This is a genomic window from Pseudomonas sp. FeN3W (genome assembly GCA_030263805.2).
In the GTDB taxonomy this organism is placed as follows: domain Bacteria; phylum Pseudomonadota; class Gammaproteobacteria; order Pseudomonadales; family Pseudomonadaceae; genus Stutzerimonas; species Stutzerimonas stutzeri_G.
The window spans coordinates 527,576-547,184 of the sequence record CP136010.1 but is presented as its reverse complement, the minus strand read 5'-3'; the positions used below and the strand labels follow the sequence as shown (position 1 = coordinate 547,184).

17 protein-coding genes, 3 tRNA genes and 1 pseudogene are annotated in these 19,609 nt (G+C 60.1%); 15 read left to right on the top strand and 6 right to left on the bottom strand.

Translation table 11 applies throughout. From position 1 onward, the window contains the following. The first annotated feature begins 161 nt into the window (after positions 1 to 161). The gene (locus P5704_002485) at positions 162 to 638 is read left to right on the top strand and encodes a DUF1289 domain-containing protein (GenBank protein WOF79391.1); all 477 of its coding nucleotides are present in this window, start codon (positions 162 to 164) and stop codon (positions 636 to 638) included. Between the two features lie 43 nt (positions 639 to 681). Here the strand turns inward: P5704_002485 and P5704_002480 are convergent, their stop codons facing one another. After that, positions 682 to 1,542 carry a universal stress protein gene (locus P5704_002480; protein ID WOF79390.1) on the bottom strand — a complete coding sequence of 287 codons (861 nt, stop codon included), beginning with the start codon at positions 1,540 to 1,542 and terminating at the stop codon, positions 682 to 684. 178 nt (positions 1,543 to 1,720) lie between these two features. On the opposite strand from P5704_002480, the gene miaE reads away from it, so the two are divergent. Continuing rightward, positions 1,721 to 2,326 carry a tRNA isopentenyl-2-thiomethyl-A-37 hydroxylase MiaE gene (miaE, locus tag P5704_002475; protein WOF79389.1) on the top strand — a complete coding sequence of 202 codons (606 nt, stop codon included), beginning with the start codon at positions 1,721 to 1,723 and terminating at the stop codon, positions 2,324 to 2,326. Here the strand turns inward: miaE and lpxH are convergent. Together lpxH and P5704_002465 are read right to left on the bottom strand one after the other, a co-directional pair. Continuing rightward, entirely contained in the window at positions 2,323 to 3,045 is a 723-nt protein-coding gene (lpxH, locus tag P5704_002470) for a UDP-2,3-diacylglucosamine diphosphatase (GenBank protein ID WOF79388.1), read from the bottom strand. The genes miaE and lpxH overlap by 4 nt on opposite strands. 6 nt (positions 3,046 to 3,051) lie before the next feature. Further along, the gene (locus P5704_002465) at positions 3,052 to 3,546 is read right to left on the bottom strand and encodes a peptidylprolyl isomerase (protein ID WOF79387.1); all 495 of its coding nucleotides are present in this window, start codon (positions 3,544 to 3,546) and stop codon (positions 3,052 to 3,054) included. A 202-nt stretch (positions 3,547 to 3,748) separates the two neighbouring features. Between P5704_002465 and P5704_002460 the strand changes: the two genes are divergently transcribed. Then, a complete protein-coding gene (locus P5704_002460; protein ID WOF79386.1) occupies positions 3,749 to 5,416 on the top strand; it encodes a glutamine--tRNA ligase/YqeY domain fusion protein in 1,668 nt (555 codons plus the stop codon). Next, positions 5,416 to 6,801 (top strand): cysteine--tRNA ligase, encoded by a 1,386-nt coding sequence (cysS, locus tag P5704_002455; GenBank protein ID WOF79385.1) that lies wholly within the window; start codon positions 5,416 to 5,418, stop codon positions 6,799 to 6,801. Before P5704_002460 ends, cysS begins: the two co-directional genes overlap by 1 nt. Before the next feature lie 59 nt (positions 6,802 to 6,860). Here cysS and folD read toward each other — a convergent pair whose 3' ends face one another. After that, the gene (gene folD / locus P5704_002450; protein WOF79384.1) at positions 6,861 to 7,715 is read right to left on the bottom strand and encodes a bifunctional methylenetetrahydrofolate dehydrogenase/methenyltetrahydrofolate cyclohydrolase FolD; all 855 of its coding nucleotides are present in this window, start codon (positions 7,713 to 7,715) and stop codon (positions 6,861 to 6,863) included. A 273-nt stretch (positions 7,716 to 7,988) separates the two neighbouring features. On the opposite strand from folD, the gene P5704_002445 reads away from it, so the two are divergent. The 3 genes from P5704_002445 (at position 7,989) to P5704_002435 (ending at position 8,310) form a co-directional block, all read left to right on the top strand. Then, positions 7,989 to 8,065, top strand: a tRNA-Arg gene (locus P5704_002445). A 32-nt stretch (positions 8,066 to 8,097) separates the two neighbouring features. Then, positions 8,098 to 8,173, top strand: a tRNA-His gene (locus P5704_002440). A 52-nt stretch (positions 8,174 to 8,225) separates the two neighbouring features. Continuing rightward, positions 8,226 to 8,310 (top strand) — tRNA-Leu (locus tag P5704_002435). A gap of 157 nt (positions 8,311 to 8,467) precedes the next feature. Here P5704_002435 and P5704_002430 read toward each other — a convergent pair. Further along, positions 8,468 to 9,895, bottom strand: coding sequence for a hypothetical protein (locus P5704_002430; GenBank protein ID WOF79383.1), 1,428 nt, complete (start codon positions 9,893 to 9,895; stop codon positions 8,468 to 8,470). Between the two features lie 316 nt (positions 9,896 to 10,211). On the opposite strand from P5704_002430, the gene P5704_002425 reads away from it, so the two are divergent. Together P5704_002425 and P5704_002420 are read left to right on the top strand one after the other, a co-directional pair. Continuing rightward, positions 10,212 to 10,928, top strand: coding sequence for a FadR/GntR family transcriptional regulator (locus P5704_002425; protein ID WOF79382.1), 717 nt, complete (start codon positions 10,212 to 10,214; stop codon positions 10,926 to 10,928). Positions 10,929 to 10,935: 7 nt separating this feature from the next. Then, entirely contained in the window at positions 10,936 to 11,697 is a 762-nt protein-coding gene (locus tag P5704_002420) for a sulfite exporter TauE/SafE family protein (protein ID WOF79381.1), read from the top strand. 193 nt (positions 11,698 to 11,890) lie between these two features. Here the strand turns inward: P5704_002420 and P5704_002415 are convergent. Beyond that, a pseudogene (locus tag P5704_002415) lies at positions 11,891 to 12,284 on the bottom strand (organic hydroperoxide resistance protein). A 666-nt stretch (positions 12,285 to 12,950) separates the two neighbouring features. On the opposite strand from P5704_002415, the gene nirK reads away from it, so the two are divergent. Genes nirK through P5704_002385 form a run of 6 tightly spaced genes read left to right on the top strand, consistent with a single transcriptional unit; the run spans position 12,951 to position 19,432 of the window. Next, on the top strand, positions 12,951 to 14,150 hold the full coding sequence (gene nirK / locus P5704_002410; GenBank protein ID WOF79380.1) for a copper-containing nitrite reductase: 1,200 nt from the start codon (positions 12,951 to 12,953) through the stop codon (positions 14,148 to 14,150). Between the two features lie 44 nt (positions 14,151 to 14,194). Continuing rightward, positions 14,195 to 14,320: a hypothetical protein gene (locus P5704_002405; protein WOF79379.1), complete on the top strand. Its 126-nt coding sequence runs from the start codon at positions 14,195 to 14,197 to the stop codon at positions 14,318 to 14,320. 9 nt (positions 14,321 to 14,329) lie between these two features. Continuing rightward, a complete protein-coding gene (locus tag P5704_002400; GenBank protein ID WOF79378.1) occupies positions 14,330 to 15,181 on the top strand; it encodes a c-type cytochrome in 852 nt (283 codons plus the stop codon). A gap of 46 nt (positions 15,182 to 15,227) precedes the next feature. Then, on the top strand, positions 15,228 to 16,595 hold the full coding sequence (locus P5704_002395; GenBank protein WOF79377.1) for a cbb3-type cytochrome c oxidase subunit I: 1,368 nt from the start codon (positions 15,228 to 15,230) through the stop codon (positions 16,593 to 16,595). Further along, positions 16,592 to 17,407: a CbbQ/NirQ/NorQ/GpvN family protein gene (locus P5704_002390; protein ID WOF79376.1), complete on the top strand. Its 816-nt coding sequence runs from the start codon at positions 16,592 to 16,594 to the stop codon at positions 17,405 to 17,407. Before P5704_002395 ends, P5704_002390 begins: the two co-directional genes overlap by 4 nt. 3 nt (positions 17,408 to 17,410) lie before the next feature. Further along, the gene (locus P5704_002385; GenBank protein ID WOF79375.1) at positions 17,411 to 19,432 is read left to right on the top strand and encodes a hypothetical protein; all 2,022 of its coding nucleotides are present in this window, start codon (positions 17,411 to 17,413) and stop codon (positions 19,430 to 19,432) included. Positions 19,433 to 19,609 lie beyond the last annotated feature (177 nt).

The following is a 19,609-nucleotide window of genomic DNA, read 5'->3' as shown; positions in this document are numbered from 1 at the left end:
GTGATCGCCGCGTAGGCTGCGTGAGCTTGCGCGACAGATTTCGCTCGGGCCCGCGGGGCCTGGGCCTGTGGCGATGTGCGAGGTGTCCGCGCTTCAAACAAGGGTGACCCTGGTAGGACAAAAGTCTAAGATGCTCGACCCGCCATCAACCTGCTTCAGTCATGTCCTCACAGCGCATCAAAACTCCCTGCATTGGTCTTTGCTCGACGGTGTACGGCGATATCGTCTGCCGTGGATGCAAGCGATTCCATCATGAGGTGGTTAACTGGAACGCCTATGGCGAAGAGGAAAAACGGGCGGTGTGGCGGCGTTTGGAAATCCTCCTGGCACAGGTCATGGCAGCCAAGCTTGAAGTGTTCGATGCCGAGCTGTTGCGCCAGCAGCTGGAGACGCGGCAGATCCGCTTCGTAGTGGGGCAGTCGCCTTATTGCTGGGCCTATCAGTTGATCGCGCGCGGTGCACGGGTGATTCAGCAGCTCGAAGCTTATGGCGTTGCTTTGCTACCCGAATTCCGTGACCGACCGCTGCCGGAACTGCGCGACGCGATCGATCAGGAGTTCTTCCTGCTTTCCGAGGCGCATTACGAACGCTACATCGCGCCGCGCTTCTTGGCTGAAGGTATCGACTCCAGGGTCTGATGAAAGCCCTGCGGACCAGCGCTTTCGCTCAGATTAGCCTGACTCAGTGGCGAACCAGGTCTTCGAGGTGATCGATTATGTCGTTGGGCTTGAGCACCAGGACGTCGCTTTCCAGCGTGTCGAGCACTACCTCGGCAGTGTTACCCATCAGCGCGCCAGAAAATCCGGTTCTTGCCACGGTGCCGATCACGGTGACGACGGCCTTGAGCTGATGGCAAACGCGCGGAATCAGCGCATCGGCCGGACCCTCCTCGACATGTAGCTGGGCGTCGGGAATCTGGAACTCTTCCTGGAACTGCTTGCAGGCGTCTCTGTAGCGGGCTTCGATGGTTTCCTTGAGCTGGAATGCCGGGTCGGCGGCCGAAAGCATCGCTGAAGGATGCGCACTGATGACGTGCAGTTTGCCGTCGGCGAGGCTGGCGATCTCATAGCCGTGATTGATGATCGTCGCGTGCAGCGTGCGGTGTTCCAGATCGGCGTTGCCGACGTCCACCGCGGCGAGAATGTTTCCACCTGTCCAAGGCTTGTCGGTTTTCACCATCAGTACCGGGCTGGGGCAATAGCGCAGCAGCTTCCAGTCTTCGGGGGTGAGCAGGGCGCGCTTGAGGGGATTGTCCGGCACGTGCTGCTTGACCACCAGTCCGCAACCTTCGGCCTGCTGCACGTTGATGATGGTCTGATGGATGCTCTCGTGCCACGCCTGTTGGGTGGTCACTTGATGGCCTTCGCCCGTCAGTTGCTCGCTCAATGCAGTCAGATGGGCACTGTGGTCGTGCTTGGCATCGCACACCAGCAGATGCAGGTGGGACTGGCTGACACTTGCGATCAGTCGCGCACGTTTGAGTGCCAGCTCTTGTGGCTGGTTCGGGTCAATTACCACGAGGATGCAGCGAATGGCTTGCATGATCGGCTCCATTTCCAGATTCGGGTTGGTCAACTATAGACAAGCCTGCGATGCCGGCCGTGATGTATATCAAGCAAGGCTGGCTGCTCCGCGCGGCATTCGCAATAATGCCCGCCCAGTGTTCGGCGGTGCCATGTAACTGCCGGCTTATTATGTTCCTGAATATGCAAGGCTAGACATGCTTCCTGATCTCAACGAATTTCTCGGTTGTGCCACACCTGCCGCATGGGTGGATGCAGCGTTGCAGAATCAGGATGTGATGCTGATCGATCATGGCAATTGCGAGAAAAAGGCGGCAGGCGCGGCGTTTCAGTTGATGTTCCGCTACGTCGATAAGCCGGACCTGCAGAACAAGATGTCGCGCCTCGCCCGTGAGGAGTTGCGTCATTTCGAGCAGGTGCTGGCGATCGTACGCCGACGGGAGATCCCCCTGAAAAACGTTGGCTCGTCACGCTACGCAGCTGGGCTGCGCGAACTCGTACGTAATCATGAGCCGTACCGGCTAACCGATACGCTGGTGATCGGTGCCTTTATCGAGGCACGTTCCTGCGAGCGTTTCGCCATGCTGGTTCCGCATCTGGATGAGGAGTTGGGCAAGTTCTACCACGGGCTGCTCAAATCGGAAGCGCGGCACTTTCAGGACTATCTCAAGCTGGCGTACCAATACGGCGATGCGGCCGATGTCGATGCGACGATCATCCGGGTGCGTGAACGCGAGCGCGAGCTGATCGAAAGCCCGGACGCCGAATTTCGCTTTCACAGCGGCGTACCGCTGGCGGCTTAATTCAGATCGAATGGGGCTTGCTGGAAGCCGCTCTCGTCGACCTGTAACGCCCAGCCTTGCTGGTCCCAATCGCCGAGCACGATACGCCGCGCCGGGTGGCCGTCGACTTCCAGTTCATGTGTCGCGGGGCGATGGGTGTGGCCATGTATCAGGGTCCGCACGCCATGCTCGGCGAGCACGCGAGGGATCAGTTCCGGGGTGACATCGATGATGTCCGAAGCCTTCATGCGCGTCTGGGCGCGACTTTCATCGCGCAGTTTGCGCGCCAGTTTTCGGCGAGTGGACAGCGGTAGATTACGCAGGATGAACAGGCTGAGCGGATTGCGCAGCAAGCGCCGTAGCCGCATGTAGCCTTCGTCGCGGGTACACAGGCTGTCGCCATGCATCAGCAGGACACGCTCACCGCCGAACTCGACCACACTGGGGTCGCCCAGCAGCGTGCAGCCCGCCGCGCGGCAGAAGCCCTTGCCCAGCATGAAGTCACGATTGCCATGCATCAGGTAGATGCGCGTACCGCGTTCGCTCAGGGCGCGTAACGCGTTGGCGATAGATTGCTGGAAGGGCGTCATGGCGTCGTCGCCGATCCAGACCTCGAAAAAGTCGCCGAGGATGTACAGCGCTTCGGCCTGGCGGGCGCGAGTGGCGAGAAAATGCAGAAACGCCCGGGTAATGTCCGGGCGTTCCTCTTCCAGGTGCAGATCGGAGATCAGCAGGATCACTCGCGGTTACTCGACGATTTCCGCTTTCTCGATCACCACATCCTCCACCGGAACGTCCTGGTGGCCGGACTTCATGGTGGTCGCCACGGCCTTGATCTTTTCGACCACGTCCATGCCTTCGGTTACTTCGCCAAACACGGCGTAACCCCAGCCCTGAACGGTTGGCGCGCTGTGGTCGAGGAAGTCGTTGTCCTTCACGTTGATGAAGAACTGCGCGGAAGCGGAGTGTGGCTCCATGGTGCGGGCCATGGCCAGGGTGCCGGTCTTGTTCGACAGGCCGTTGTTGGCCTCGTTCTTGATGGGCGCGCGAGTCGGCTTTTGCTTCATGCCAGACTCGAAACCGCCACCCTGGATCATGAAGTTGCTGATCACGCGATGGAAGATGGTGCCGTCGTAGTGACCGCTCTTCACGTATTCCTTGAAGTTGGCAGTGGTTTCCGGCGCTTTGTCTTCGAACAGGTTGACGGTGATGACGCCATAGTTGGTGTGCAGTTTGATCATCGGGGAGAGATTCCGTTTTCGTGGGGCTGGCCAAGTGCGGGGCAGGCCGCTGCAAGGGTCGTCGTACCGAACGCCGTCAAGCGCTGATGGCAATGCCGCCTTGGGCGTATTGCTCTGTCAGGGGGTTGACGGGTCCGCTATGATAAGCGCTTTGATTTGGTCGGCCTACCCTGAGCCGCACTCGCTGATCGTTAAGGACATCATGAGCAAGCCCGAGACTCCCGCCGCTAGCAACTTTCTCCGTCCGATCGTCCAGGCCGACCTGGATTCCGGCAAGCACGCCAAGATCGTTACCCGCTTCCCGCCTGAGCCCAATGGCTACCTGCATATCGGCCACGCCAAATCGATCTGCCTGAATTTCGGTCTGGCGAAGGAGTTCGGTGGTGAGTGCAACCTGCGCTTCGACGATACCAACCCGGCCAAGGAAGACCAGGAATACATCGACGCCATCAAGAGTGATGTCGAATGGCTGGGCTTTCAGTGGGCGGGCGAGGAGCGCTATGCCTCCAACTATTTCGATCAGCTGCACGAGTGGGCTGTCCACCTGATCAAGGCCGGCAAGGCCTATGTTTGTGATCTGACGCCTGAGCAAGCGCGTGAATATCGTGGCAGCCTGACCGAACCCGGCAAGAACAGCCCGTTCCGGGAGCGGTCGGTGGAGGAAAATCTCGATCTGTTTGCGCGCATGAAAGCCGGCGAATTCCCGGATGGTGCCCGTGCGCTACGGGCGAAGATCGACATGGCTTCGCCCAACATGAACCTGCGCGATCCTATCCTCTATCGCATTCGCCACGCGCATCATCACCAGACCGGCGACAAGTGGTGCATCTACCCTAGCTACGATTTCACTCATGGCCAATCTGACGCGATTGAGGGCATCACGCATTCGATCTGCACATTGGAATTCGAGGATCACCGTCCGCTGTACGAGTGGTTCCTGGCCAGCTTGCCGGTGCCGGCGCAGCCGCGTCAGTACGAATTCGCCCGCCTCAACCTGAACTACACCATCACCAGCAAGCGCAAGCTCAAGCAGCTGGTCGATGAGAAGCATGTGAGTGGTTGGGACGACCCGCGGATGTCGACGCTTTCGGGCTTTCGTCGTCGCGGTTACACCCCGGCGTCGATCCGCAACTTCTGCGACATGATCGGTGTGAATCGCGCCGGTGGCGTCGTCGACATCGGTATGCTGGAGTTCGCCATCCGCGAAGATCTCGATGCCAACGCAGCCCGTGCCATGTGCGTGCTCAAACCGCTCAAGGTGGTGATTACCAACTATCCGGAAGGTCAGGTCGAGAACCTCGAACTGCCGCGCCATCCCAAGCAGGATATGGGCGTACGGGTGCTGCCATTCAGCCGCGAAATCTATATCGACGCCGGCGACTTCGAGGAAGTCCCTCCGGCAGGGTTCAAACGGCTGATTCCGGGCGGCGAGGTCCGCCTGCGCGGCAGCTACGTCATTCGTGCCGATGAAGCCGTCAAGGATGATCAGGGCAATATCCTGGAGCTGCGCTGTTCCTATGACGAGAACACCCTCGGCAAGAATCCGGAAGGACGCAAGGTCAAGGGCGTGATCCACTGGGTGCCGGCCGCCGAGAGCGTAGAGTGCGAGGTGCGCCTGTACGATCGCCTGTTCCGCTCGGCCAATCCGGAAAAGGACGAGGAGGGCGGTAGCTTCCTCGACAACATCAATCCGGAGTCGCTGGTCGCGCTCAAGGGTTGCCGTGCAGAGCCATCGCTAGCCAATGCCGAACCTGAGGAGCGGTTTCAGTTCGAGCGCGAAGGCTATTTCTGCGCCGACATCAGGGACAGTAAGCCGGGCGCCCCTGTCTTCAACCGCACCGTCACGCTGCGTGACTCCTGGGGTCAATGATGGCGCTGTCGATCTACAACACGCTGACCAAGACCAAGGAAGCGTTCCGCCCGCTGGAAGACAACAAGGTGCGCATGTACGTCTGTGGCATGACGGTCTATGACTTCTGCCACATCGGTCATGCACGGGTGATGATCGCGTTCGACGTGGTCACCCGTTGGCTGCGCCATCGCGGCTACGATGTGACCTACGTACGTAACATCACCGACATCGACGACAAGATCATTCGTCGTGCCAGCGAGAACGGCGAGCCGTTCCAGGCGCTGGTCGAGCGCATGATCGCCGCCATGCACGAGGACGAAACTCGCCTCAACGTGCTGCGTCCGGATATCGAGCCACGTGCGACGGACCATATCGCCGGCATGCACACGATGATCCAGACGCTCATCGATAAAGGCTTCGCCTATGCACCGGGCAATGGTGATGTCTATTACCGGGTCGGCAAGTTCGTCGGTTACGGCAAGCTGTCGCGGCGCAAGATCGAGGACCTGAAGATCGGCGCGCGCATCGAGGTCGATGAGGCCAAGCAAGATCCACTGGATTTCGTGCTGTGGAAGGGCGCGAAGCCAGGTGAGCCGAGCTGGGATTCGCCCTGGGGTGCCGGTCGTCCGGGCTGGCATATCGAGTGCTCGGTGATGTCGACCTGCTGCCTGGGCGAGACCTTCGACATTCATGGTGGTGGCCCGGACCTGGTGTTCCCGCACCATGAGAACGAGATCGCGCAGAGCGAAGCAGCCACCGGCAAGCAGTACGCCAATGCCTGGATGCACGCCGGCGCGGTGCGTGTCGATGGCGAGAAGATGTCCAAGAGCCTGGGCAACTTCTTCACCATTCGCGAAGTGCTGGAAAAGTACCATCCCGAGGTGGTGCGCTATCTGCTGGTTTCCAGCCACTATCGCAGCCCGATCAACTACTCCGAAGACAGCTTGCGCGAAGCCAAGAGCGCGCTGGAGCGTTTTTACAATGGCCTCAAGGGTCTGCCGGAGGCTCAGCCTGCCGGCGGCGATGAGTTTGTTGCGCGCTTCGCTGCGGCGATGGATGACGACTTCAACTCGCCGGAAGCCTGCGCGGTGCTATTCGAGATGATCCGTGAGGTGAACCGTCTGCGTGAGTCCGATCTGCCCGCCGCGGCGGCGCTGGCTGCACGTCTCAAGGAGCTGGCGGATGTATTGGGCGTGCTGCAACTCGAGCCTGAAACTTTCCTGCAAGCTGGTGCGGCGGGGAAAGTCGATGCCACTGAGGTCGAGGCGTTGATCGCTGCGCGCCTCACGGCTCGGGCTGAAAAGAACTGGGCGGAATCCGATCGTATCCGCGACCAGCTCACCGCGATGGGGGTGGTGCTGGAGGATGGCAAAGGCGGGACGACCTGGCGTCTGGCTGAGTAAGTAGCGTCGGGATAAAAAGACGGCACCGAAAGGTGCCGTTCTTGTTTCATCTTCTGCAATTACCGATGCAGATGCTCGGCGGCGTGCAGCGTATTTTCCAGCAGGCAGGCACGAGTCATCGGGCCTACTCCACCCGGAACCGGGGTGATCCAGGCGGCGCGTTCGCTGGCTGGTCCGAATTCGACGTCGCCCAGTAGGCGCCCGTCGGCCTGGCGGTTGATGCCTACGTCGATGATGATCGCTCCTGGCTTGATCCATTCACCCCTCACCAGGCCGGTGATGCCCGTCGCTACCACGACCAGATCGGCACGGCGAACGTGCTCTTCGAGGTTGCGGGTGAAGCGGTGGGTAACGGTGGTGGTGCAGCCAGCCAGCAGCAGCTCCAGCGCCATTGGGCGACCGACAATGTTGGATGCACCCACAACGACCGCATCCAGGCCATGCAGATCGACACCGGTGCTCTCCAGCAACGTGATGATTCCCTTTGGCGTGCAAGGGCGCAGCAGCGGCATGCGTTGGGCGAGGCGGCCGACGTTATAGGGATGGAAACCATCCACATCCTTGTCCGGACGGATGCGCTCGAGCAGTTGCGAAGCATCGAGGTGCTTTGGCAGCGGCAGTTGCACAAGGATGCCGTCGATGGACGTGTCGTCGTTGAGCTGATCGATCAGCGCAAGCAGATCTTCCTGACGAGTATCGCTCGGCAGGTCATGGGCCACGGAGTTGAAGCCCACTTCCTCACAATCCTTGCGCTTGTGCGCCACATAAACCTGGGAAGCTGGGTCGCTGCCCACCAGGATCACGGCGAGGCCGGGAGCGCGAAGCCCTTGGGCGCGGCGTTCGGCAACACGACCGGAGATCTGTTGGCGAATGTTGGCAGCAATCGTTTTACCGTCGATCAGTTTTGCGGTCATGACGCTTGGTTAACCATTGGAGAGGACTTGGAAAGGGCGCGTATTCTCGCATGTCGCGGCGATGTGGCAAAGGCGAAGCAGCCATCAGCACCTGTAACTCCTTTATCTAACTGAAATTTTTTTCAATTTGCTGTTGACGACTGTTTGGAGCCTCTATAACATTCGCCCCGCTTGTCGAGCACAGCCTGCTGCTGGGTAAGATGGCTTTCGGAGAGGGTGACTTCTTCAATAGCCGGAGCTTCAAGTCTGCGCTCCGAACAGAATGCAGATAAAGCGCCCGTAGCTCAGCTGGATAGAGCATCCGCCTTCTAAGCGGATGGTCGCAGGTTCGAGTCCTGCCGGGTGCGCCATTTCGGGCTCTGGCACAAGCAAATGCAATATGGTGGGCGTAGCTCAGTTGGTAGAGCACAGGATTGTGGCTCCTGGTGTCGAGGGTTCGATCCCCTTCGTCCACCCCATATTCCAGAAAGCGCCAGGCATTGCCTGGCGTTTTCGTTTAAGTCCTGCTTGGCGGACGTGGTGAAATTGGTAGACACACCAGATTTAGGTTCTGGCGCCGCAAGGTGTGAGAGTTCGAGTCTCTCCGTCCGCACCATCACATGATTTCGAGGCTTTGCAAGAAGAATCGAAAATCTCTAAAAGCCCCGTAACAGGGGCTTTTTTGTATCTGCGATTTTAATACGTGAGGTTACGATTCCGTACTGCCGCGGTTTGCGTGCTCACCAGCAGAGTATGCGTAGTGCAGTATGGGTTTATCCTCGTTGCCACAGACGACTCAGTCGATGCCGTGCGGAGCGTTGCAGCTCCGGTGGTTCGGGCCAGTGGGGCTTCTTGTTTTCGCATTGTACGATGCCGCTGGTCCCGAGCCTCAGGCGCCAGCGCTGGGCTGACGGAAAGTGCTCGCCGGGATTGGTATGCAACAGCAACAGGTTGTAGTCGTGCTGCTTTTCGATGGGGTGGGCCTGGACTGAACCTTTGCTGTCATCGCTAGCGGAATCATCGTCTTCGGCCTGGACAAACAGCTTGTTGTGGCTCGCCTGGATCATCGCGCAAAGCTGTTCGCAATCCAGCGTGAGCCGCTCCCGAATTTCGTCGTGCTCCAGTGCCGCCTTGTCCAGCGTCAGCAGAACGCGATAGCAGATGATCTGTCGCTCTTCGTTGGCGGCCCACTTGCCGGAGTGTTCCCGAACCAACGGCGGCAGATCAGGCAGCTTGCGATAGTCGAGCCAGACCCGTTGCTGTGCGAGTACCTTACGGGTGTAGGGCATCAGCAGGCGAATCTTCCAGCGCGGCTTGCCTTTGCGCAGTCTGCGGGTGATGGCAGTGATCATGTCGTCGCGCAGCAGATCGCGGATGGCATAGACCAGCGCGATCACCAGCAGAAGGGTGAGCGAGAGCTTCTCACTGGCATCCCGCGCGTTGAACAGGAAGTAGGTGAAAAGCGACATGATCAGCATCGTCGACATCGCCTTGACCAGTTTGTGGGTGCCGGCCCCAAGCTGCGTAATCTTCGAACGCAACAGTACCGGGTACTCGAGCAGCCGGTGATACAGCGCCATGCGGTTCCATATCCGTGTAGGGGTTCCGTGGAAGTCGCTCAGATATCCACACTCCTTGCGGTATCTGCGTTCCTGGCGCAGGAACTTCGCCACCGATTGCTTGAGTTCTTCGTCGAGCGCCGCGTAGCCCTCGAGGGTCATGCTTTCCAGCAGGAATTGCTCGGCATGCCACGAGAAATAGATGTCCATCTGGCGGAAGTAGCGCTGCTGGTTGCTCTGCTTCGGGCTGGATTTGCGCAGGCGTTGCGCAAAGTTCTGACTGAGTCGCAGGGCGCGCGCTACGGGTTCTGCCACAGCCTGGGATGCGAGCATCTGCTGGCGCAACCGCTCCATCGAGGCCTGGTACTGGAAGAACCAGGAGCCGTACATGATTTCGTAGTGCGGTGAGAGTAGGACGAAGGATTGGTCAGCCTTGCTGATGCGGTCCTTCGATGGCATGCCAAGCAGCCCGAAACTATGCGTCAGGGTGGTAAAGAAAAACTGCTCTTCCGAGAGGGTCCAGGCCGACAGGTTGCTCTCGTGCGGAGTGAACAGATACAGCTCGATCTTGTGCCGTCCAGGCTGCTTCAGCGTGCGGGTCAGCTGCAGGCGGAAATCACCTTTGCGCTTGAGTGAAAACACGGAACCCCCAATGACAGTAGAGCGCGGCCAGCTTATCAAGCTTCGTTATCGCGTACGCCAGGCTGGCGGGTTTCTCTCTGAGCATTGCCATAGCTCCTTTTGCCTGGTCCCAGGCTATGCAGGAACGAGAGGACAACTGCTCGCCGTATTCGCAAGGTTGCGCTAGTTCACCGCGGCTGACCGCGCTCGCGGCATCTCCAGGCAATGCGCTTGTCTGCCGCTCACAGTTTGCTGCTGGCAAATTGAACCATCGAGTTGTAGATGGAGCAGGATTCATCCTATGATCGAAACATAGGATGAATTTGAAGGTGAACCAATGTCGCTGCAGCACACCTCACGCTCTTCGCTTGTAGAGCGGGTGATCGAGCAAATGCGGTCACAGATCAATGCTGGCGAATGGTCGCCGGGTATGCGAATTCCTACCGAAAACCAACTCAGCAACTTTTTAGGCGTTGGCAGAAATACCGTCAGAGAGGCAGTGCGGGCGCTGGTTCATACCGGGGTGCTGGAGGTTCGCCAGGGTGCGGGGACGTTCGTGCTTTCCAGTCGAGACCCGTCTGGATTGCTTCAGCGACTCGACCACGCCGCGCTGCATGACCAGCTCGAAGTCCGACGGGCGCTGGAGGTCGAAGCCGCGCGTCTGGCAGCGTCGCGGCGCACGGAACAGGACCTGCAGGCTATACATGATGCTCTCGGAGCACGGGGGACCTGGAGCGATGAGGCGTCACTCGGAGCGTTCGTCGAACGAGACGCCGATTTTCATCTGAGCATTGTCCGCGCCAGCCACAACGCCACGTTGCTGGAAATGTATCAGTTCTTTTGGGCGGGGCTGCAAAACACCATTGCCAAGACGGAGGGTGAACAACAGCTCCCGGAGCCCACTTATGCGGCACACGCGGCCGTCTATGACGCCATAGCCCGGGGCCGCCCCGAGCAGGCAGCCATAGCGGCCAGCGAACTATTGGCCCCGGCGCTCGAAGCGCTGGCCAGCACGCTGGAAACTGATTCTCGAAACGCGGACGCAAGGGAGTAGAACTTTCATGGATCATTCGATCACGACGTGGGCAATTCTGCTGGTTGCCGCTTTTCTTGGCGGCGGGCTGAACGCCATTGCCGGTGGCGGTAGTTTTTTCACATTCCCGGCATTGGTTTATGCCGGCGTGCCTGCTGTGGCGGCGAATGCTTCAGGGACGCTCGCGCTTCTACCTGGTTATTTTGCAAGTACCTGGGGCTATCGAGAGGATCTGCGCCCGCCCGCAACGCTGTCGATGGGGACGCTCGTTGCCATCAGCCTGGGCGGTGGTGCAGTAGGGGCGGGCCTGTTACTGACCACGCCTGATGACGTATTTCGTGCGATCGTCCCCTGGCTATTGCTTGTTGCGACGTTGCTGTTCGCTTTCGGACCTTGGTTATTGCGTAGGTTCAAGCGCGATTCGACCGGGGATGAGGCGAATGCACTGGTGCAGGGTTTCACCTTGGCCCTTGTCAGCGTCTATGGTGGCTACTTCAATGGCGGTCTCGGCATCGTGCTGCTCGCTGCGTTCAGCTTGCTCGGCCATCGATATATCAACTCGATGCAGGGGCTCAAGAATCTGGTTTCGTCTGTACTGACCGCGATCGCCGTGTCTGTATATGCATTCGGCGGTGCGATCCTGTGGCGCGAAGCGCTGGTGATGATGCTAGCGGCGACTGTCGGCGGCTATGTCATGGCACGTGTCGGTCGCCGGCTCCCTGCAAGCCTCGTTCGGGCGGTCGTCATCGTCACCGGATCAGTCATGACAGTGCTCTTTTTCCGCGGTTGAAGCAGATGATGGCCTGTGGGCGGGGTCGTTCTCGCTTTCGTCTGTCGTAAGGGCCGGACGCACCGGGCCTTTGCCCGAGAAGTACGAAATGGCCCTGCATTGAGCTGATAGCGGTCAATGTAGGGCCACTTGATGTTGGCAGGGGTAAGCTTGCAGTCGACTACTCTGCCAAAGGGGCAGACGTCCGAGGCTATCAGCTCAGAGCCAGGCGGACGTTGATGTTCCCGCGGGCTGCTTTGGTACGGGCAAACCTGATGTGCGGCGTCGATCAGGCTTTGGGCCAGCTCACGGTCAAGGCTTGGCAGGCTGAGCTGCAGCTCGACCTCGAGGCCGAAACCACCGGGAATCTGGCCGATACCGACGATGGCGGTAACTGCGGTGTTGGCTGGCAGCGCTTGCTTTTGCTGGCCAGTGACGAACTTCAGAGTGCCAATAACGCATGCTGAATATCCGACCGCAAACAGCTCCGGGGCGTCGCATCGCCGCCCTGACCACCCTGCTCGCGAGGAGCGCTCAACGTGACGAAGATTGCCTTCCGACGAAACGGCTTGGCCATCACGATCTCCTGTGGCCGCAACGGTTGCAATGTAGAGAGACGGTGTGAAATTTAATTTGCGCTAATTAAATTTCATAAGGACGGTAGCCAGGATTTACTTATTGCTGTTCGACTGCTTGGCCGGTGCCGCGTTTGACGAGGCTGGCGAAAGAGCTCGATGTTTGAAGTGGAGTTTTAAACTTAAAAAAGATTGTAGTTAGGAATCCATTGCATGCCGTTTTAATTGATAGGAGAACTTTGAAATCTGACCGTTCGTCGGGCAATTCTTTGCCTAAAAGACTCCTTCGGCTCGCTACCAGGATTAATCCCTCATCCAGCAGCCTGGCTGCGAGAGCCATGCAGGTCTTGACTTATATCAAATCTACTTCGAGTAGGTATTAATACCTAATCAATTATTCTGAACTTTAAATAAACTTCTTTTGATTTATTGGCGAGCCTGGAGGTTTTTCTTCCGGCGGCTGTTTTTCTCATGGCTAGACTAACGATCGAGATTAACTCGGCGTTAAGAGGCTCAGGCATGTGTCATTTATTTAGGCTTCTGCTGCTCGCGTTGCTTGTTTTGCCAACTGCCCTTTGGGCACAGGCGAAGTCCAGTAGCGATGTAAGTTACCGCCCAGATGTCACGATTACGCTTAGAACCGATATCGCGGATGGAAAGCTCGTCTATGTCAGTGAGTCCGGCCCGACACGTGGTGAGGTGAATCCTGAATTGCGGGTGCCGGAAGGTGCGGTGGTACAGATCAATCTGATCAACGGCGACGGCGCAGTGCACGATATCGCCATACCTGAATTCGATGCCGCGTCCAGCGAAGTTTCAGGTAAGGGTGCGGCAACCGGAATCGTGTTTCGGGCTACCAAGAGCGGGACGTTCGAATACTACTGCACGCTGCCGGGCCACAAGGCTGCGGGCATGGTCGGCAAGCTGATCGTGGGCGATGGACCGGCGGCGGTCGCCGAACAAGGCAAGGATCTATCCAAGGACCCGACTCAGGTAGGCGAGCCGGTTGGTGATCGTGAACCGAGGAGCATCACCCTTGACCTGCGCACGACCGAGGAGGAGGGCCGCCTCGCCGACGGCAGCACCTACAAGTTCTGGACCTTCGACGGCACGGTACCCGGCCCCATGGTGCGGATACGCGAGGGCGATACCGTCACCCTCAATCTCAGCAACGAGCCGGACAGCGCGCATATCCATTCCATCGACCTGCACGCCGTGACCGGCCCGGGAGGTGGTGCGGCGGTTACTCAGGTGGCACCTGGGCAGACACGCTCTTTCACCTTCAAGGCACTGCAGCCGGGGCTCTACGTCTATCACTGCGCGACCCCAATGGTTGCGCAGCACATCAGCAATGGCATGTATGGCCTGATTCTGGTCGAGCCCGAGGGCGGACTGCCGAAGGTCGATCACGAGTTCTACGTAATGCAGGGTGAGCTGTACACCGCCAGCCCCAGGGGCGCACGCGGCCTGCACGAGTTCTCGTTGGACATGCTGCTGGCTGAAACGCCGCAGCACATGATGTTCAACGGCGCTACCGATGCGCTGACCAAGACCCACAAGATGGAAGTCAACGCCGGTGACAGCGTGCGCATCTTCTTCGGAGTCGGTGGCCCCAACCTGATCTCCAGCTTTCACGTGATCGGTGAAATCTTCGACAAGGTATTCGACCAGGCTTCGCTGACCAGCCCGCCGCTGACGGACGTGCAGACGACCCTAGTGCCTGCCGGCGGCGCAACCATGGTCGAGTTCGTCGCGGATTACCCGGGCAGATACATCCTGGTGGATCACGCCCTGTCGCGCGCCGAGAAAGGACTGAGCGGTGTGCTGACGGTGAAGGGCGACGCGGACTCTTCGATCTTTTCCAGCCCCGAACCGATCGACCCGCACTCCGGGCACTGAGCGCGGTTTGCGCATACGGCAGCTGACGCTGCGAAGGAGAAGGCATGCAGGCTCGAAAGCTCTATGGCCCATTGAAGATCCTGAGTGCGGTCGTGCTGGCGCTGATGTTCAGCGCAATGCTCTACGCGTTCACGATGACGCTCATCCACTGGACAGGCATCAATGTCTGAGGGCACGCCATGAACAACCGCCAAGCGAGGCTCTTCGCAATTGCCGCAACCGGTGTGGCGACGCTCGTGTTCATCGGGCTGACAGTGGACAGCCACCGGCAGTTTCCCCAGCTGACCAACGCCGACAGCATCACGGCGGAGGTCAAGCACGGGATGGACGTCTGGCACAAATACAACTGCATCAACTGTCACACGCTGTTCGGCGAAGGCGCCTACTACGCGCCCGATCTGACGAAGATCACCCAGCATCGCGGCGAGCCATATCTGAAGGCTTATATGCGCGATCCCTCGAAGTTCTACGACGAGAAGATCCATCGGCGCCTGATGCCCAAGCAGGATCTGGCCGAAGACGAAATCAATGACCTGATCGCCTTTCTCGACTGGGTCAGCAAGGTGGACAACCAGGGCTGGCCGCCGCGGCCGATCCTGGTGACCGGCAGTTTCGTTCCGGGTGCAGACACGCTGAGGACCGGCGGCGAGCAACGTAGCGACTTGCCGCCTGGGGCTCGACCAGTGGATGCGGGGGATGACGAGCGTGCCCTGGGTGAGCAGGTTTTCCGCGGCGCGGTGCCTGCCTGCAATGCCTGCCACTCCACTGCGCCCGGCGCCGATATGGCGGGCCCTACGCTTGCCGGTATCGGGACCCGGGCGGCGACTATCGTCGCGTCGCCCGACTACCAGGGGCAGGCGCAGGACGCGCGCGGCTATATCCGCGAGTCGATCGTGTCACCCAGCGCGCACATCGTGCCGGGTGCGATGTACTCGGCAGACGGCACTTCGTTCATGCCGACCGGTTACGACGGCAGCCTGACGGATGAGCAGATCGATCAACTGACGGCCTATCTCGAAACGCTCAAGTGACACGAACGGCCAAGCCGACCCACGTTCGCTTCAAGGGGAAACTACGATGCGCTATCAGTCCCAATCGGTCGCTTACTGGTACTTCGCCGTCGCGATGGTGTTGTTCGGCCTGCAGCTGGTGTTCGGCCTGCTCTCGGCGACCAAGTACATCGGGCCGGACCCACTGCTGTACATCCTGCCGTTCGACGTGACCAAGGTGATCCACACCAACCTGCTAATCGTCTGGGTGCTGACCGGCTTCATGGGCGCTACCTACTGGATGATTCCGGAGGAGTCCCGCGCCGAGTTGCATAGCACCAAGCTGGCCTATGTCCAACTGGTGCTTTGGACGTTGATGGGCGTGACGGCGATCATCGGCTACCTGTTCCGCTACGGCACCGGCAACAAGCTGCTCGAGCAACCGCTGCCGCACAAGATCGTCATCGTCATCTGCATGCTGATATTTCTCTACAACATCGGCATGACGATCCGCAAAGCGGGGCGCTTCACGACGACGGAGGCGGTGCTGATGATCGGCTTCGTCAGCGCCGCACTCCTGTACTTGCCGGCATTGCTGCACTACGAGAACTACACGGTTTCGATCTTCTATCGCTGGTGGACGATCCACCTGTGGGTCGAGGGTGTCTGGATGATGATCATGGGCGGCTTTCTGGCCTATCTGTTGATCCGATTGTCCGGCGCGGATCGGGAAGTCATGGAGAAGTGGCTGTACGTGATCGTCGGCCTGGTGTTTCTCGCCGGTATCCTCGGGACGGCGCACCATTATTACTGGGTCGGCGTGCCGACCTACTGGTTGCCGATTGGCGGTTTCTTCAGCGCGCTCGAGCCACTCGCACTCGTAGGCATGGCGGCCTATGCCTACGGCGCGATGCGGCGCTCGGGGCTGGCGCACCCGAATACGCTGGCATTGCACTGGACCATCGGCAGTGCGCTGTTCTCCCTGTTCGGTGCCGGGCTGCTGGGCCTGGCGCATACCTGGCCGAGCGTCAACAAGTGGACCCACGGCACCCTGATCACCGCGATGCACGGCCATGCCGCGTTCTACGGTGCCTACGCGATGATCGTCATGGCGATGATCAGCTATGCCTTGCCATCGCTGACCGCGGGGCGCCGGGAGCAGGGCACTGCGCTGGGCTACTGGGCGTTCTGGCTGCAGATCACCGGCATGTTCGGCATGACCTTGTCCTTCGCCACGGCCGGTATCGCACAGGTTTATCTGGAGCGGATCATGGGCATGGGCTATCTGGATGCGCAGCTAAAGATCCAGATCCATTTCGTGATGCTGATCACCACCGCCTCGCTGTTCACGGTAGGCGTAGCGTTGTTCATCTATGACTTCTTCCGCTACACGCCACGCTTCGTCTTGAACGATACGGAGTCTGGGCTGGCAGAAACGGAGGTACGCCCGACGTGACGTTGCCCGAATATCCGCCATCGGCGCAGGCAAGCGAAGGGGCGCCGTTCTACGTACCGTGCGGCAACGAGGTCGCGCTGTTCGAGCGATGCCATGCGCGTGGCCTGGCGGTCATGCTCAAGGGGCCGACCGGCTGCGGCAAGACCCGCTTCGTCGAACACATGGCCTGGAAGCTGGGCCGGCCGCTGATCACGGTGGCTTGCCACGATGACCTGTCGGCCAGCGATCTGATTGGGCGCTTCCTCATTCGTCATGACGGCACTGTCTGGCAGGATGGCCCACTCACCCGCGCCGTACGTGAGGAGGCCATCTGCTACCTGGATGAAGTCGTCGAGGCGCGGCAGGACACCGTGGTGGTGCTGCACGCTCTGACCGATCACCGGCGCCTGCTGCCCATCGACAAGACCGGCGAATTGCTGATGGCCGCGCCGGGCTTTCAGTTGGTGATCTCGTACAACCCGGGCTATCAGCGCATGCTCAAGGATCTCAAGCCGAGCACACGCCAGCGCTTCGTGGCCACGGATCTGGATTTCCCGGACGAAGAGAAGGAGGCGAAGATCGTCGAGCACGAAAGTGGTGTCGATGCACCGACCTCACGTGCTCTGGTCACTCTGGCGCGCAGGCTGCGAGCGCTGCGAGAGCGTGGCCTGGCCGAGGTGCCCAGCACCCGTCTGCTGATCGCCGCGGGCGCACTCTGCGCCGATGGCATACCGGTTCGGCAAGCTTGCCTGGCGGCAATCGTCTCGCCCCTTTCGGACGACGAAGCGCTGGTCGGGGCGATGCGCGATCTGGTCGACGGAACCTTCATCTAGGCCATGGCCGAAGCTGAAGAAGTTCTTACCGACGCGGCGCGGCATGCGACGGTCTTCGCCCAGCGCCTCTGGCGTCGCTACAACCCTGCGCCGGATGCACCGGCAAGCCTGCCGCTGAGCGAGGTGGCCGAGCGCCTGGAGCTGCTGCTGGCGGCGGTGTTCGGCAATAACTACAGGTTGCGCATCGCCCAGCCGCCGGCGCGACCGACCTTGCTGGGCCGCTGGTTCGGCCGCACGCCCGGGCCGCAGCGACTGGCGGCAGTACCGGCAACCGATGGCACGAACATCTGGTTGCCGCGCACGCTGGATATCCCTGATCGAGCACTGGCGGCGACTCTCTATAAAGTGATGGCCTTGCAGCAGGCCATGCGGATTCGCCGCGGTAGTGCACTGAGCCATTGGCGCAGCCTCCCGCCACTAGTCGGGGCGCTGTACCACCTGTTGGAAGCCCACGCAGCCGAGCGCGAGTTGCTAGAGGAAATGCCGGGGCTTGCTGGCTCGGTGCAGGCATTGCGGGCCTGTGCACTCGCGCATCGTCCACCGCTGAGTGCATTCGGGGCGGCACGGCGCCCTTTAGAGATTAGGGTGCGCGAACTGCTGGCTGGCCAGACTGGGGATTTCCCTCAGTCGCCTACACCAGAATCCTCGTGCGAATGGGGGGCTCGATTGGTGGCTGACTGGGCTTTGCAACCTGCTTCTGAAGGGCGCATCGGTCAGGAGCCGCTGTTCGCGGACTGGTGGACTGGAACGTTGCTGGCTCCTGCAATGCGCCATCAGCAGCATGCGCTCGCCGCTCAGGTTTCACTCGACCCTACTCAGCCGGCGCCTCAGAGTGTGCGGCTCGAACGGCGACCCGATGTTCGCCAAGCGGGTCCTGATGAGGATGAGTCGGAGGAAAGCGGGCCACTGATGATCCAGCTGGACGAGCCACATCCCCACGCCGAGGACCCGATGGGCTTGCAGCGGCCGATCGACCGGGATGATGCGGATGCCGAGCTGTTCGGTGAAATGCTCGGCGATCTTCCTCAGGCGCGTCTGGTGGCTTCGCCTGGGCGACCCAAAGAGGTGCTGCTGGCTGATGATCCTCCGGATGCTTCGTCTACCGTGCTTGGGCCCGGCGTTTCGGCTGCGCAGCGAGGGATTGCCTATCCCGAATGGGACTACCGCACGCAGCATTACCGCGAGCAGAACGCCCTCGTACAGGTACGCACGGCTGCGCCAGGTAATGCAGCCTGGGTGGCGGAAACGCTCGAATCCCATCGAGGATTGCTCGAGGGGATTCGCCGCCGTTTCGAATTGCTGCGCACCTATCGGACCTGGTTGCGCGACCAGGTCGATGGAGACGAGCTGGACCTGGATGCCTATGTCGATGCGGTTGCGAATCTGCGGGCTGGCAGCGGGCTGACCGATCGTCTGTACCGCACACAGCGTTGCGCGGGTCGGAGCCTGGCCATCCTGTTGCTCATTGATGTCAGCGGATCGACCGATAGCTGGATATCCCAGGGGCGGCGTGTGATAGACGTCGAGCGCGAAGCCTTATTGCTGGTCAGCATCGCGCTGCAGAGCCTGGGTGCGCCCTATGCGATACAGGCATTTTCGGGGCAGGGCAGGGACGCGGTAGTGGTGCGCGATATCAAGACTTTCGAGGAGGCTTATGGTCGAGAGGTGGCGCTACGCATCGCCTCCCTGGAGCCGGAGCATTACACCCGCTGCGGCGCGGCTGTCCGTCACGCCAGCGCCAATCTCATGCGCCAGCCGGCGGCCCGTCGGCTGCTGCTGGTGTTGTCCGATGGAAAGCCCAGTGACAACGATGGCTACGAAGGCCGATACGGAGTCGAGGATTCCCGCCAGGCAGTTCTGGAAGCTGTGCTGCAAGGCATATCGCCGTTCTGCCTGACCATCGACCGACAGGCCAGCGCCTATCTGCCACGTATATTTGGTGCAACACGCTATGCGCTGTTACCACGCCCTGATCTGCTGCCTACCGTTCTACTCGACTGGATGAAGCGTCTGGTGCAGGGATAGCTGGCCAGCATATGCCTGTGGTTTTCGACCGGGCTGAAGTAAGCAGTGATTAGCCGGGCGCGATTCGGCTTTTGCTCGGCGCGACGGGCAGGGTGACTTATGTCAACCGAGCCACTAGAATGCTTGCCCATTCTGGGGCCGGAACGCCCGGCTTATGTCTGTGCAACGAGGAAAATC